This is a genomic window from Pseudomonas sp. Irchel s3f10 (assembly GCF_900187515.1).
Taxonomy (GTDB): Bacteria; Pseudomonadota; Gammaproteobacteria; order Pseudomonadales; family Pseudomonadaceae; genus Aquipseudomonas; species Aquipseudomonas tensinigenes.
The window spans coordinates 819,720-833,450 of record NZ_FYDZ01000001.1; the positions used below are offsets into that span (position 1 = coordinate 819,720).

The window sequence follows — 13,731 nt, forward strand, 5'->3', positions numbered from 1 at the left end:
AGGGCAGTCAACCGCTGCAATCTGCCGGAGTTTGGCGGGATTTTTTGTAGGGGCAAGGCTATGCGCTTTGACAATCTGCCAGTTTTTTTCAACATTGAAAGATCAGGAAACGTAGTCTGGTACGGTTGAATTCCTTTTGACGGCGAGCACTTTGGAAATGTTGGAGGAAGCCCTGAGTGATGAGGTGCGTCATCTAAGCAGAGCTTGGAGTAGATTTGTGGGGATTCTTCAGGGGCCGTCCTTGTTAGTCACCGTAGCCTCCTGAAAACATTTTCACTCACAGTCATCTTTTGATGGTTAAAAACTGCAATTTTTCCTCGGCTGAGACCACCCTATAACCCCATTGAGAAGGACCAGCAAACATGCACTGATTTTTGCCATTTGGGAAAGGTTCGATAGTTAAGTGGAACGATTCATTTTGACGTGCATTAAATTGGCTGAAGAAAACGTCCAAGAACTCGTTAGGAACGCGGCTTGTACCTCCCACTTGCTCAGCCCACGCCTTGAATTCCGCGAGGGTTCCAAGTCTTGGAGAGTATAAAAGCTTGTATTCGGTTGCGCTTACTGTTACTTCAAGCGTTTTAGTTGTGCCTGCTTCGTCTTGTAAGGTGATAACACAGCGACCGGGGCGAACTGAAACAATTTGTCCCCCCTTGGCAGTGGCGACATCTGCATCAGATGATGTGTACGTATACGGAGGAACCCCTCCCGAGGGTGGGCGATTGATCCACTTGTCCTGAAGTTTGCCTCTGTCCGTCCAATCAGGTTTTGCGCCTTCAACTGAAACGGTCTTTATCTCAAATGTGATTGGACGATTGTCCCATTCAAGTGCTGGTCCAGCCTTTATTTTATAAACCCGCTCCTTAAATGTCGTTGCAACGTTCTCGTCCGTACTCCCTCCTAGCCCTGTCTTAAACTCCATTGTCAAGTCGCTGCCGTTCCTCAAACTTTTCAAATCGGCGAGCGGGATTGTATGGGTCTGAAATCCTTGGCTGATCCACATACTGTTGGTTTTCGAACCCGGTGGCTGCCAGAAAGTTTTTGCATACTCGCTTCCGTTCGTATCGTTGAGGGTGCCTGTCACACGCAGCCAGACATATTGCTCCAGAGCAATGAAAGGGTAGCTGTTCACTCGCATCGTTGCGTTAGTGGTCAGCGCGCTGATATCGAACTCAGGGTCGTTACCGCTATTTGCAGCTTCGATGATCAATGGCAAACCTAGTCTTGGATCGCCATCGGTGATCGGCAGCACGCCAAGAAGCAATTCATCCGAGCCCTGCGGTACTGAATTGCGGATCACGGTGTAAGTCACGCTCACCTGTTTGCCCAAATTGAACGGAACCACTGACCTGGACAATGTAACTTCCTTGTCCACTTGCTCGGTGATATCGACGGGGTCCGTAGTTGCGCTGCCCTGACCGGGCGTGCCGCTCCAGGTCACAGTGACTTGGGTACCGATCATGTTTGAATAGGCCGGAATAACGGCCGTCAGAGTGTCTTGGGCCGCGAACGGATCGAGAATGTTGCGATTGGCTTCTTTGATGCGGGGCTCTTTCAGATCCAGCGCCACCCCAACATTAAACTCCAACGTATCCGAATAACTCGTACCACCCGCTGCGCGTTTGAGTTCGTACGAGGCCTTTACCGTTCCGCCCTCATTGCCCTTGATCAACTCGGCCTTGATGGTGAACGGCACAGGTTGGCCGGCAGTGAAATCATTGAGTTTCAGCGAGTCGCTGTGCATTCCGGTTTTTGAACCCTCCCAGTGATAAATCACCTCATCGCCCTTGACGGTCTTGAGGTAGCCCACAATCAGGTTGGTGCCGTTGGTATCGGGCGGCAGGGCGCCGTCGACCACGCCGTCCACTGTCGGCTCTGGCAACTCTTTGCGTGCTTCGCCGATTTGCAGGATATCGGCGTGTTTCGACTCGCGGATGGCGCGGGTCTGCTGGAACCGATCCATCTGGTTGAACACCAAATCTTCAATGAGCAACTGGTAATACAGCTCCAGTTTTCCGCCAATGATCGGTGTCAGGTGCTTATTGTCGACGATAATCAGCAGCGGCTCCTTGGCGTCGTAATCGCCTTGGGTAATCAGCCGCGGCGGCAGGGTAGGCAGGTAGGCTTCCAGGTCAGGGCGGGTGCCGAGCCAGAACAGGTTGATGACCTGACCGGCGGCGAACGAGGCGTCGAACGGAACTTCGATGCGCACTTGTGGCAGTAGCGGGTCCAGTGCACCTTGCTTCGCGTCCAGTGCGAGGGGCGCCTCCAGACGCTGCACCTCGCCGATGACGCTGATGAACTGGGTTTTGGCCGGTAGATCAGCAGAGCCGTCGGCCTTTTCCAGGCGATAGGACAGGGCGATCTGGCTTTTTGCCAATTGGCGCAGGATGCGATTGTCTATTTTGGTTTCATGGGTGGTAGGCACGCTGACCAAGGGGTCACCCGGCACTTCAATATCAACCGGCGGGCCTTCTTGTGGCGTTCCCCTGATTTTCAGGATGGGGATGTCGCCGACCTTGAACGAGGCGCCTGACACCCAGACCTGCGCTGTGCCGTCGGCGTCGCCCAGTTTGTCGACGTCGAGCACATTGTTCTGCGCCTCCTTGAGCAATGGCGCGACCAAGCGCGTTTTGTCCACCGCCACCAACACCCGTTGCTCGACACTCCAGTCCGAGGATCGATTGTCGACCAGATCGTAAACCTCGAAAACTACAGCCAGACCCGCGTCGTCGGAGTCGCCGGCATTGCGGATGGTGGCTGCGTCGATTTTCACGATGATTGACTCCGTGCCATCAGCTTGCGCCTGAGTCAACGGGGCGCTGAGTACAAACACGCCGCCCCAGCTAACCCGGATCACATCGCCGGCCGCGGCGAACGGGTAGGGTGGCTTGTCATCGGGTTTGCCGATTGTGATCGGTACGCCGCTGGCGACGTTATCCTCATCGATACCCCCCTTGAGAATCTCCTCAGGGATGGTCATGACCAGATCCGGATGCCCCGGCTCTTCGCTATGGTCCTCGCCACCAGGGCGGGTGAGCTTGACCAGCACCTGCGTCTCTAGCGAATCCTCGGCCACTCCGCCCAGCCGGGTAACGCTGTAGGACAAGGTGTATGTGCCTTCGGTGATATGGCGTGCCTCCACGAACATTTGCAGCTCGGTGTTGACCTCGCCGGTATTGACGATTTCGCGCAATATTTCCTGGGTCTTGTTCTTGTAGATCACCAGACTGTCGTGGGGATTCATGGGCGCCCAAGGGCCGGCCTGGCACAACAGACCCTGACGCGGAAAATTGTCCAGCGCCGCGGCGCGGTTGATGCCCCAGACCTTGGGCGTTTCGGACACTGGCCCGGTACGGCCGGGGATCTTGAGTTCATTGAGGATCAGTTGGTCGTTTTCAGGCTGGTTTTTAGCGGACATGGGAGGGAGCTCCGTGGCGGAAATTGACGGAGTAATTGAACGGCTAAAAGCCAAGTTGCGCACCTGTCAGATCTGACAGGTGCGGATTGAAATCCGACGTGCGGTAGGGTATTCGAGCAATGATCACCCTTCTCAACCCCCATTTTTCCGGAGCCTTTAACAAAAAAAGCCCTGCATCTTTCGATACAGAGCTTTTCAAGGGATCAGGCAAAGCGCTCTGCGGTTGCCATCACCTCGGTAGGTCCACAGCGGCTTTACTTTTGTGCGACATCCGCCGGTGCAGTGTCGAGTTTCTTCGGCTTCATCAAACTGAAGTCGATCAACGCACGCTGGTCGGTCTGGTACGGATCGCCGATCAGCAGTGGACGCACTTTGAAGCTGTCGCTGACCAGGCTCTTGCTGTGGTCGAGTTCATCGAAACTCAAACCGGCGAGGTCGGCCCAGGTGTGGATCAGGTGCGAGCTGCTGTACGGGCGATCGAGGTCGCCGGCGAAGTTCCAGTCGTGGTTGGCCTTCCACTTCGGCGACGCCCAGGCCATGAACGGAATGGTGTACATCGGCGCGGTCGGTTTGTTTTCGTTGCGGCCCAGGGTCTTGTGGCCCACCGAGTCGAACACGTCTTCACCGTGATCCGAAAGGTACAGCAGGAAGCCGTTCGGATCGGATTTGGCGTAATCCTTGATCAGGCTCGACACGACGAAGTCGTTGTACAGCACGGCGTTGTCGTAGCTGTTGTAGGTCGGTACCTGGTCGTCACGCACGCCGGGCGGCACGCCGTTGCGGTCCTGGAACTTGTCGAACGTCGGCGGATAGCGGTACTGGTAGCTCATGTGCGTGCCGAGCAAATGCACAACGATCAGTTTGCGCGGTGCGGCGTCAGCCAACGCCTTGTTGAACGGCTCGATCACGTCGCCATCGTATTGCGCGGCGTTCTGGTTGCGGTTGTTGTTCAGGTATACCTGCTCATCGGCCTGTTCGGAGAACGTGGTGAGCATGGTGTTGCGCTTGGTCATGGTCTGCTGGTTGGTGATCCAGAAGGTTTTGTAGCCTGCCTGCTTCATCATGCTGACCAGCGACGGCGTGGACAGGTACAGATCCGGGTTTTCCTCGTCGGCAAAGGTCAGGACCTGCTGCAGCGCCTCGATGGTGTACGGACGTGGAGTGACGACGTTGTCGAACACCGCCAGTTGATCCTTGAGCTTGTCCAGTTCCGGCGTGGTGTTGCGCTGATAGCCATAAAGGCTCATGCGCTGACGGTTGGTCGATTCGCCGATCACCAGCACCAGGGTTTTTGGCTGATCGGCCGAGGCGTCCTTGAGGTTTTTCAGCGGCGGGATTTTGCTCACGTTGTGCAGCATGCCCTGCATGTCGGCGAGGGTTTCCTGGTAACGGTGATAGGCCACGACCATCTGCCATGGCACCGCCGGCTCGATGCGGGTTTCGAATTTCTCGAAGCCTTGGGCGAAGGTGCCCATGCGCATCGTTTGTTTGACCAGCGGATAACCGATCACCGCAATCAGGATGGCCATCGCCGCGACGAATGCGCGGCCACGGGGCATGTACACCGGGCGCAGGCGAGTCCACAGGAAGTAAGCGAGCGCGGTGTGCGCGAGGAACGCCGGTACCATCCACCAGGCAAAGTACTGGGTCATGTACTCGCCGGCTTCGGACACGTTCGACTCGAACATGATGAAGATCACGCTCTGGGAGAATTCCTGCTCATAGATGAAGAAGTAGCCGAGGCTGGCCATCGAGCAGGCCCACAGCACCACGCCGATGATGGCGGCGAGCAGTTTGGTGCGTTTGGGGAACAGCAGCATCGGCGCCAGCCAGATCGCGCTCATGACGAACGCCTGACGGAACCCGGTGAAGCCGGAGGTACCGGTCAGCTGGATCAGCAGTTGGGTGATACCCGAGAAGTACCAGAAGAATACAAACAGCCAGAGAAAACCGGCCCAATCGAAACCTGTCGCAGTCGTTTTGCTGCGTTTGAACAATGCCATTCGGCGCTCCAGCTCACTCGTTACAACCACCGCCGGAACATCCATGAAGCCGACGAACGGAGGCCGTACACGCAGGTACGGCCAGAATGGGGCGGAGTATTACGAAGAGAATGTGAAAGTTTTGTTAAGCGGCGCTTTTGCCGTGGGGCATGCGGCCAGAGGGTAGCGTGTCGGGAACAGCCGCTGCCGTTCCCGAATCAGGCGGGGGATCAGGCGTGGGGATGACGCTGAACGACCGGCAAAGGTTGCGGTTGCGCACCCTGGGTCAACAGGCGCAGTTGCGCCAGCTCCTGCTTCAACTGGTCGCGTTCGTCTTTCAACTGACGCAATTCATCGCGACGAATCGTCACGTACAGGGTTTGTGGCGGCATTGCTGTGTGTACTGTGCCCATTGCTCACCTCGCAAATGGCGTGCATCAACTGTAGGTCGTCCCGACTTGCGGTACAGATCTACTATCGGCGCCGATTTTGATTTCTTTTGCCTGTGAATGGAACTTTTTTATTTTTCATGGTCGGTGTGTCTTCTGCATGATTCGGGGCGTTATCAGTCTGGATCGGGCACAATGCCCGGAAACTTCATCGCAACGCTCTGGACTAACCTCCATCAGTCGCGTTGGGCTATAACCAATGACACACATTTATTTGTAGTAAGGAGCATCAGCACATGCAACTCGGGATTATTGGACTGGGCCGCATGGGCGGCAATATTGCGCGACGTCTGATGCTCAACGGTCACACCACCGTTGTTTACGACCGCAATACCGCTTTCATCGATAACCTGGTCGCCGAGGGCTCCACTGGCGTCGCCGATTTGCCGGCACTGGTTGCCGGCCTGGCCAAACCGCGTGCGGTCTGGGTCATGCTGCCGGCCGGCGCACCCACCGAAGACACCATCAACACCCTGAGCACTTTGCTCGAAGCCGGCGACACCATCATCGACGGCGGCAACACCAACTATAAGGATGACATTCGCCGGGCCAAGACTCTGGCCGAAAAAGGCCTGCACTACATCGACGTCGGCACCTCCGGTGGCGTTTGGGGCCTGGAGCGCGGCTATTGCATGATGATCGGCGGCGACGCTGAAACCGTGCAGCGCCTCGACCCGCTGTTCGCCGCTCTGGCGCCGGGCATGGGTGATATCCCGCGCACCAAGGACCGCAAGTCCGAGGATCAGCGCGCCGAGCACGGCTACATCCACGCCGGTCCTGCCGGTGCCGGGCATTTTGTGAAGATGATTCACAACGGCATCGAGTACGGCATGATGGCCGCGTTCGCCGAGGGCTTCGACATCCTCAAGACCAAATCCAGCGAGCGCCTGCCGGAAGATCAGCGTTTTGATCTGAACGTCGCCGACATCGCGGAAGTGTGGCGCCGTGGCAGCGTGGTGTCGTCGTGGTTGCTCGATCTGACCGCCGATGCACTGGCCAGCGATCCGAAGCTCGACGGTTTCTCCGGCTCTGTTGCCGACAGCGGCGAAGGTCAATGGACCATCGAAGCGGCCATGGAACAAGCGGTGCCGGTACCGGTGCTGTCGAACTCGCTGTTCTCGCGTTACCGCTCGCGCGGTCAGGGCACGTTTGGCGACAAGATTCTTTCGGCCCAGCGCTTCGGCTTCGGCGGCCACGTGGAGACACCGAAGAAATGACCCATACGATCCGCAGAAAATCCAAGGCAGAACCCGCACCACCGACCACGCTGTTTCTGTTCGGTGCCCACGGCGACCTGGTCAAGCGCTTGCTGATGCCGGCGCTGTATAACCTCAGTCGCGACGGCTTGCTTGACGAAAATCTGCGGATCGTTGGCGTTGACCACAACGCCATTACCGATGAAGCCTTCGCGCAGAAGCTCGAAGACTTCATCCGCACCGAAGTGGCGGCGAAGGTCGGCAAGGGCGATCAGATGCTTGATCCGGCCTTGTGGGCCAAGCTCGCCAAAGGTATCAGCTACGTCCAGGGCGACTTCCTGGACGACAGCACTTATTCCGCGCTGGCGGCGAAAATCGCCGACAGCGGCACTGGCAATGCGGTGTTCTACCTGGCCACCGCGCCACGTTTTTTCAGCGAAGTGGTGCGCCGACTGGGTAGCGCCGGTTTGTTGGAAGAAACTCCGGAAGCGTTCAGAAGAGTGGTGATCGAGAAGCCGTTCGGCTCCGATCTGCAAACCGCCGAAGCGTTGAACGCCTGTTTGCTCAAGGTGATGTCCGAAAAGCAGATCTATCGGATCGACCATTATCTGGGCAAGGAAACCGTGCAGAACATTCTGGTCAGCCGGTTTTCCAACAGCCTGTTCGAAGCGTTCTGGAACAATCATTACATCGACCACGTGCAGATCACCGCCGCGGAAACCGTCGGCGTCGAAACCCGTGGCAGTTTTTACGAACACACCGGCGCCCTGCGTGACATGGTGCCCAATCACCTGTTCCAGTTGCTCGCCATGGTCGCCATGGAACCGCCGGCCGCGTTTGGCGCCGATGCGGTGCGCGGCGAGAAGGCCAAGGTGGTCGGCGCGATCCGCCCGTGGACCACTGAAGAGGCACGGGCCAATTCGGTTCGCGGCCAGTACAGCGCTGGCGAAGTCGACGGCAAAGCGCTGAACGGCTATCGCCAGGAAGCTAACGTTTCGCCTGACAGCAACACCGAAACCTACGTCGCGCTGAAAGTGATGATCGACAACTGGCGTTGGGTCGGCGTGCCGTTCTATCTGCGCACCGGCAAGCGTATGAGCGTGCGCGACACCGAGATCGTCATCTGCTTCAAACCGGCGCCGTATGCGCAATTCCGTGACACCGAAGTCGATGAATTGCAGCCGACTTACCTGCGCATCCAGATCCAGCCGAACGAAGGCATGTGGTTCGACCTGCTGGCCAAACGACCGGGGCCGGCGTTGAACATGGCCAACATCGAGCTGGGGTTTGCCTACAAGGATTTCTTCGAGATGCAGCCGTCGACCGGTTACGAAACCTTGATCTACGACTGCCTGACCGGCGATCAGACGCTGTTTCAGCGCGCCGACAATATCGAGAATGGCTGGCGTGCGGTGCAACCGTTCCTCGACGCCTGGCAGCAGGACGCGAGCGTGCAGACTTATGCCGCTGGTGAGGACGGCCCGCAAGCCGCCGAAGATCTGCTGACTCGCGATGGCCGCGTCTGGCATGGCCTCGGATGAGTGACTTGCCGAAACAACCTATCCGTTTTCTGCTCAGCGACATGGACGGCACGTTGCTGCTGCCGGATCACACGCTGAGTCAACGCACCATTGATGCTGTGCGTTCGCTGCGTGAGGCGGGCGTGTTGTTCAGCCTCGCCACGGGGCGACCGCCGAAAGCCATGCTGCAGCAGATCGAAGCCCTGGGCGTTGATCTGCCGACAGCGGCGTTTAACGGTGGAACCATCGTCAATCCGGATGGCAGTTTGTTGGTTGCGCATTATCTGCCGGCGACGACGGCGCTGATTGCGTTGGCCACGTTCGCCGATCAGCCGGATGTGGAAATCTGGGTGTTCAGCGGCGGTGACTGGCTGCTCAAGGATCCGCACGGGCCGATGGTGCCGCGCGAGCAGCACGGCCTCGGTTATCCGCCGGTGGTGGTTGAGAGTTTCGAGCCGTATCTGCAGCGCATCGACAAGATTGTCGCGACCAGTAACAACACTGAGCTGTTGATCGAACTGGAGGCGCGCCTGTTGACCAAGGTCAATGGCATGGCACAAGTGTCACGCTCGCAACCGGTGTATCTCGACGTCACGGCGCTGGAGGCCAACAAAGGCACGGCGCTGGCAACTCTGGCCGAACATCTCGGTGTTCCATTGGAGCAGACAGCGGCCATCGGCGATGGCGGCAATGATCCGGCGATGTTTCATTGCGCAGGGCTGTCGATTGCCATGGGTCAGGCGGAGGAGGCGGTAAAGCGCCAAGCCGATGTGGTCACCGCGCCAAACACCGAAGACGGCGTGGCCCAAGCGATCGAGAAATACATCCTGCCTCGCTGAAAACACGCAAAACCAAATGTGGGAGCGAGCCTGCTCGCGAAAGCGGTGTGTCATTCAACGAATCTGTTGTCTGACACACCCTCTTCGCGAGCAGGCTCGCTCCCACAGGTTTATGCAGTGTTTGTCAGAGCCAGTAGCTCACGGCATACCAGCCCAGCAGGCCCATGACGAAGGTGTACGGCAGCGCCATCCACACCATCCGCCCATACGACAGACGCACCAGCGGTGCAATCGCCGAAGTCAGCAGGAACAGGAACGCGGCCTGGCCATTCGGCGTCGCTACACTCGGCAAATTCGTACCTGTATTGATCGCGATCGCCAATGTCTCGAAGTGCTCGCGGCTCATGTGCCCGGCAAGGAACGCCTGTTTCACTTCGGTGATGTAAATCGTCGCGACAAACACATTGTCACTGATCGCCGACAGCAGGCCGTTGGCAATAAACAACATGCCCGGTTGTTGCTCGACCGGCAGGGCGAGCACCCATTGAATCAACGGCGCAAACAGCTGTTGATCGTGAATCACCGCCACCACGGCAAAAAACACCACCAGCAATGCCGTAAACGGCATGGCGTCCTTGAATGCACTGCCCAAACGATGCTCGTCGGTGATGCCGGTAAACGCGGTGATCAACACAATCACCATCAACCCGATCAGGCCGACTTCGGCGATGTGAAAAGCCAGGCAGCCGATCAGGATCAATGCCGCAGCGCCTTGCACCAGCAGTGCTGCGCGTTGGCGCGCCGTGCGTTCAGCATTGTCTTCAGCGGCGAAGTTAGCCAACACGGCGCGAACATTGTCCGGCAGCAGCGTGCCGTAGCCGAACCAGCGCAGCTTTTCCAGCAGCACGCAGGTGACCAGACCCGCTGCCAGCACTGGCATCGACACTGGAGCGACTTTCTGGAAGAACTCGCCGAAGTGCCAGCCCATTTCGTGGCCGATCAACAGGTTCTGCGGTTCACCGACCAGTGTGCACACGCCGCCCAACGCCGTACCGACAGCGCCGTGCATCAACAGACTGCGCAGGAAAGCGCGGAATTGTTCCAGGTCTTCGTGATGCAGTTTCGGCAGGTTCTCGTCGTCAGCAAACTCGCTGTCCTGGCGCGGATCGTTGCCGGACGCGACACGGTGATAAACGGAATAGAAACCGACCGCTGCACTGATGATCACGGCGGTCACCGTCAAGGCGTCGAGAAACGCCGACAAAAACGCCGAGAGGAAGCAGAACATCAAGGCCAACGCCGCTTTGGAGCGCACGCCCAACAACAGGCGCGAGAACAGAAATAGCAGCAGGTCTTTCATGAAATAGATGCCCGCCACCATGAACATCAGCAACAGGATCACCGGGAAGTTGTGCACCAGTTCATCGTAAAGTGCTTGCGGGGTGGTCATCTTCAACAGCAAGGCTTCGATCAACAGCAAGCCACCGGGCATCAGCGGATAACACTTGAGCGCCATGGCCAGAGTGAAGATGAATTCGATCACCAGCAACCAGCCGGCCGCGACCGGGCCAACGGTGAACAGCACCAGCGCATTGAGGATGAGGAAACCGACAATGGTCGCCTTGTACCAGCGTGGCGAGTGCCCGAGAAAATTATGCGCGAACGCCTGGGCCATTGAACCGGACATCGGCAGCTCCTTTTATTAAGAAGCGCGAAAGTTGCCGGATGTGTCGATGAAGATCAAGCAGCTCGTCGATTTAATCCCCGTCGTTGCCGTGGAAGCAGGTTTTTTTAGACGATTCGCGGGGTAAACAACAAGACCCGCCGAGTTATCGCTCGACGGGTCATGTTGACGATGAAACAGAACTACCGTTGCGGCAGTTTCTCAGACGCTACATGGATCATCCAAGGTTCCGAGTGGCGATCCGGTTCGGATTCAGATCGGCAGATGAACATATAACTATCGCCGGGGAGTAAGTCCTTAATAGGGGTAATGAAAACCCCGTATTCATTTGCTTCGAAGACAACCCCTTCATGGGCATCACTGAGGATCCGGCCAAATTCGTTCGGCTTGGCCGTGCCAATCAGAACTACTGCTGTCTGCGTTGTGGTTTCGCCATCTTTGATGGGCTGATAATTTCCCAGGCCGTATCCAAATTGAATACTCAACAATGCCGGTTTTTCGATCTCGACATGCCAAGGGGCTGATTCTTTGCCGTTTAACTCTCGAGCGACGAATTTATGCTTGCCTGGCTTAAGGCCTGTGAGGTGGGCGCTCCAGTGCCCGCTGTTATCGACATTGAGCAAGCGAAGCACAATACCGTTATCCACAAGTTCCACCACCTGGCCAGGTACGCCCTTGCCGATAAACCTCAGGTCGGTATGAGCTGTACTTGAACCGTTTCCGATGGGCTGGTCGTCCGGCCCTTTTATAGATTCGATTAATAGCTGATCTAGTGCAGCAATAGTAACCACCCAAGGCGATGATTCTTGTCCAGACTCGTCTAGCACGGTGTATACATGAGTACCCAGCGACTGGTTAAAAAGTTCTGTTGTAAAGTGGCCAGTCGCGTCTACAAGAACAGGGGCAATCGGGGTTCGGCTATCCAGAATGTCCGCCGGTCTCGCCGGAGTGGCCACGCCTTTGATAAAAAAGTCGCTAACCGTGACAACACTGTCGGGTTCGATGTAATTCCCATCCAGATCGGTGAGTTCGAGGATTCGTGGTTCGATCTTGCTAGCACGCGTGCTCGAGGCTTCAACTTGCGTCAGTTGTCCAGGTAGTTTCTGTTGATCAGTCATTCAAAAATTCCTTTTTCAGGTTCAACGCGCAGCCATCTGCGCGTGTCGCTATCTGAGCGCCGATCAATGGCAGCGTCTACTGTCAGAAATTACAGGTGCAGGGCTAAATCCGATGAATGGCAGCGCTGCGGCTCTTCGCTTGACTAGTGATTGAAATACCGCGCCACCATTGCCCGGTAGTTGCCATCGAGCGAATAACCGCCAACGAGGATGGCGCCATCCGCTTGCACGGCCAGCGAGTTGGCCGTATCCAGGCTGCGACCCAAGCGCGTGCGCAGCCAGCCTTTGCCATCGCCGAAGCTGTGATCCAGGCTGCCGTCACTCAGGTAGCGGGCAACAATAAAATCCGCTTCGATCCCGCCAATGGTTGCACCGACTGCGATGATGCGGCCGTCCGCCATGCGTTGGGCGGCGCTCCATTGACAGCCGCTGGGGCCGATTTCCAGCAGCTGTGGTTGCCCGCCATGGTTGTGCAGGTTCGGGCGGCCATTGGTGTGCACGCTGTAGGCCATGCAACGAATCGGGTCGCGACTGCTGCCGAAACAGTGCAGCGCGTCGGCGGACTCAAGGACCTGACCGACCAGAGCGCTTTTGCCGTGCGCCTTGAAGGCCATGAATCCATCCACGGCGAAACGCTCGTCGAGGTGGCCGTCGGGCAGGTAGCGCGCCAACAGACCTTCCTGCGGAAAATCGATGGAGCCAGCCACCACAATCCGCCCATCCTTCTGCAACAGCAGGCTGCTGAGCCAGGTGTTAAGCAACAAGTGGCGAATCATCACGAAGCCGCGGCCGTTGAAGGTTTCATCGAGGCTGCCGTCAGGCTTGAGGCGAATCAGCATGCCGGCATGGTCGGCGAGTTCGAAGTGGTGATTGGCGATGAGCAGGATATGGCCGTCGTCCTGGACGACAAAGTCGCAGGCTTCGGCGCCGGGTACGCCCGGCGGCAGCCAGGCATCTCGGCTGCCCATGGACAAGTCGCCGGGCAGGCGCACCACTTGACGGCCGTTGTCACCGAAGCTCAGGTCCGGCTTGCCCTGTGCATCGAACAAGGCCAGCGCCGGCAAGGTGCGATGCGTGTTTTCATAATGCAGGCCGGCGAGCAGGATGCGCCCGTCGCGCAGTACCTGGACTTTGCCGGCGGTGGCTTCGAAGCCTGGAGCAAAGGTATCGATCACGCTGCCTTGATCGCCAAAGGCCAGGTCGGCCGAGCCATCGGCGAGCATGCGGGCCAGGCCGAAACGGCTGCCAGCGGCGGTGCCGACTTTGGCGGCAACAAGGATCCGCCCCTGAGCATCGAGCGCGATATCTTCCGTCAGGCTGGACACGCTGCCCGCGAAATACACTTGGGCGACGCCGGTGGCGGCAAACGTTCTGTCGAGTTGACCGGCCTGATTCGACAACGTCGTCGGTAGTGCCGGCAGCGCAAAAGTGTTCAGGGTGGACATGCACGCATCTCCTTGCGAGTTGACCTTTACCGGAAACCGGAGGGGTAACTGCATGAGCGAAACATTCAATCCCTGAACCGGGAGAAGTACAACTGTAAGAACTAACAGGTGGAGGGTCGCACTGTGCCAGAACAGTG

General features: G+C 57.6%; 9 protein-coding genes. 3 read left to right on the forward strand and 6 right to left on the reverse strand.

Annotated elements, in window-relative coordinates; all coding sequences use genetic code 11:
* Positions 1 to 283: 283 nt before the first annotated feature.
* From CKW17_RS03845 to CKW17_RS03855, 3 genes are all read right to left on the reverse strand, one after another.
* Entirely contained in the window at positions 284 to 3,421 is a 3,138-nt protein-coding gene (locus CKW17_RS03845; protein ID WP_095118775.1) for a hypothetical protein, read from the reverse strand.
* A 254-nt stretch (positions 3,422 to 3,675) separates the two neighbouring features.
* A complete protein-coding gene (locus tag CKW17_RS03850; protein WP_095118776.1) occupies positions 3,676 to 5,424 on the reverse strand; it encodes a phosphoethanolamine transferase CptA in 1,749 nt (582 codons plus the stop codon).
* A 209-nt stretch (positions 5,425 to 5,633) separates the two neighbouring features.
* On the reverse strand, positions 5,634 to 5,816 hold the full coding sequence (locus CKW17_RS03855) for a DUF6026 family protein (protein WP_016983768.1): 183 nt from the start codon (positions 5,814 to 5,816) through the stop codon (positions 5,634 to 5,636).
* 272 nt (positions 5,817 to 6,088) lie between these two features.
* Between CKW17_RS03855 and gnd the strand changes: the two genes are divergently transcribed.
* The 3 genes from gnd to CKW17_RS03870 are packed head-to-tail and all read left to right on the forward strand — an operon-like array spanning position 6,089 to position 9,407.
* A complete protein-coding gene (gnd, locus tag CKW17_RS03860) occupies positions 6,089 to 7,069 on the forward strand; it encodes a phosphogluconate dehydrogenase (NAD(+)-dependent, decarboxylating) (protein ID WP_095118777.1) in 981 nt (326 codons plus the stop codon).
* Positions 7,066 to 8,589, forward strand: coding sequence for a glucose-6-phosphate dehydrogenase (zwf, locus tag CKW17_RS03865; RefSeq protein WP_095118778.1), 1,524 nt, complete (start codon positions 7,066 to 7,068; stop codon positions 8,587 to 8,589). Before gnd ends, zwf begins: the two co-directional genes overlap by 4 nt.
* The gene (locus CKW17_RS03870; RefSeq protein WP_095118779.1) at positions 8,586 to 9,407 is read left to right on the forward strand and encodes an HAD family hydrolase; all 822 of its coding nucleotides are present in this window, start codon (positions 8,586 to 8,588) and stop codon (positions 9,405 to 9,407) included. The genes zwf and CKW17_RS03870 overlap by 4 nt, the downstream gene beginning before the upstream one ends.
* Positions 9,408 to 9,531: 124 nt before the next feature.
* Here the strand turns inward: CKW17_RS03870 and nhaB are convergent, their stop codons facing one another.
* From nhaB to CKW17_RS03885, 3 genes are all read right to left on the reverse strand, one after another.
* A complete protein-coding gene (gene nhaB / locus CKW17_RS03875) occupies positions 9,532 to 11,034 on the reverse strand; it encodes a sodium/proton antiporter NhaB (RefSeq protein ID WP_095118780.1) in 1,503 nt (500 codons plus the stop codon).
* 179 nt (positions 11,035 to 11,213) lie between these two features.
* Positions 11,214 to 12,149, reverse strand: coding sequence for a hypothetical protein (locus CKW17_RS03880; protein ID WP_095118781.1), 936 nt, complete (start codon positions 12,147 to 12,149; stop codon positions 11,214 to 11,216).
* A 143-nt stretch (positions 12,150 to 12,292) separates the two neighbouring features.
* Positions 12,293 to 13,594 (reverse strand): hypothetical protein, encoded by a 1,302-nt coding sequence (locus CKW17_RS03885; protein WP_095118782.1) that lies wholly within the window; start codon positions 13,592 to 13,594, stop codon positions 12,293 to 12,295.
* Positions 13,595 to 13,731 lie beyond the last annotated feature (137 nt).

Bases quoted from the DNA above. Each gene is read 5' to 3' on its own strand.
- CKW17_RS03845 (WP_095118775.1), bottom strand. From the start codon at position 3,421: ATGTCCGCTAAAAACCAGCCTGAAAACGACCAACTGATCCTCAATGAA.
- CKW17_RS03850 (WP_095118776.1), bottom strand. From the start codon at position 5,424: ATGGCATTGTTCAAACGCAGCAAAACGACTGCGACAGGTTTCGATTGG.
- CKW17_RS03855 (WP_016983768.1), bottom strand. From the start codon at position 5,816: ATGGGCACAGTACACACAGCAATGCCGCCACAAACCCTGTACGTGACG.
- gnd (WP_095118777.1), top strand. From the start codon at position 6,089: ATGCAACTCGGGATTATTGGACTGGGCCGCATGGGCGGCAATATTGCG.
- zwf (WP_095118778.1), top strand. From the start codon at position 7,066: ATGACCCATACGATCCGCAGAAAATCCAAGGCAGAACCCGCACCACCG.
- CKW17_RS03870 (WP_095118779.1), top strand. From the start codon at position 8,586: ATGAGTGACTTGCCGAAACAACCTATCCGTTTTCTGCTCAGCGACATG.
- nhaB (WP_095118780.1), bottom strand. From the start codon at position 11,034: ATGTCCGGTTCAATGGCCCAGGCGTTCGCGCATAATTTTCTCGGGCAC.
- CKW17_RS03880 (WP_095118781.1), bottom strand. From the start codon at position 12,149: ATGACTGATCAACAGAAACTACCTGGACAACTGACGCAAGTTGAAGCC.
- CKW17_RS03885 (WP_095118782.1), bottom strand. From the start codon at position 13,594: ATGTCCACCCTGAACACTTTTGCGCTGCCGGCACTACCGACGACGTTG.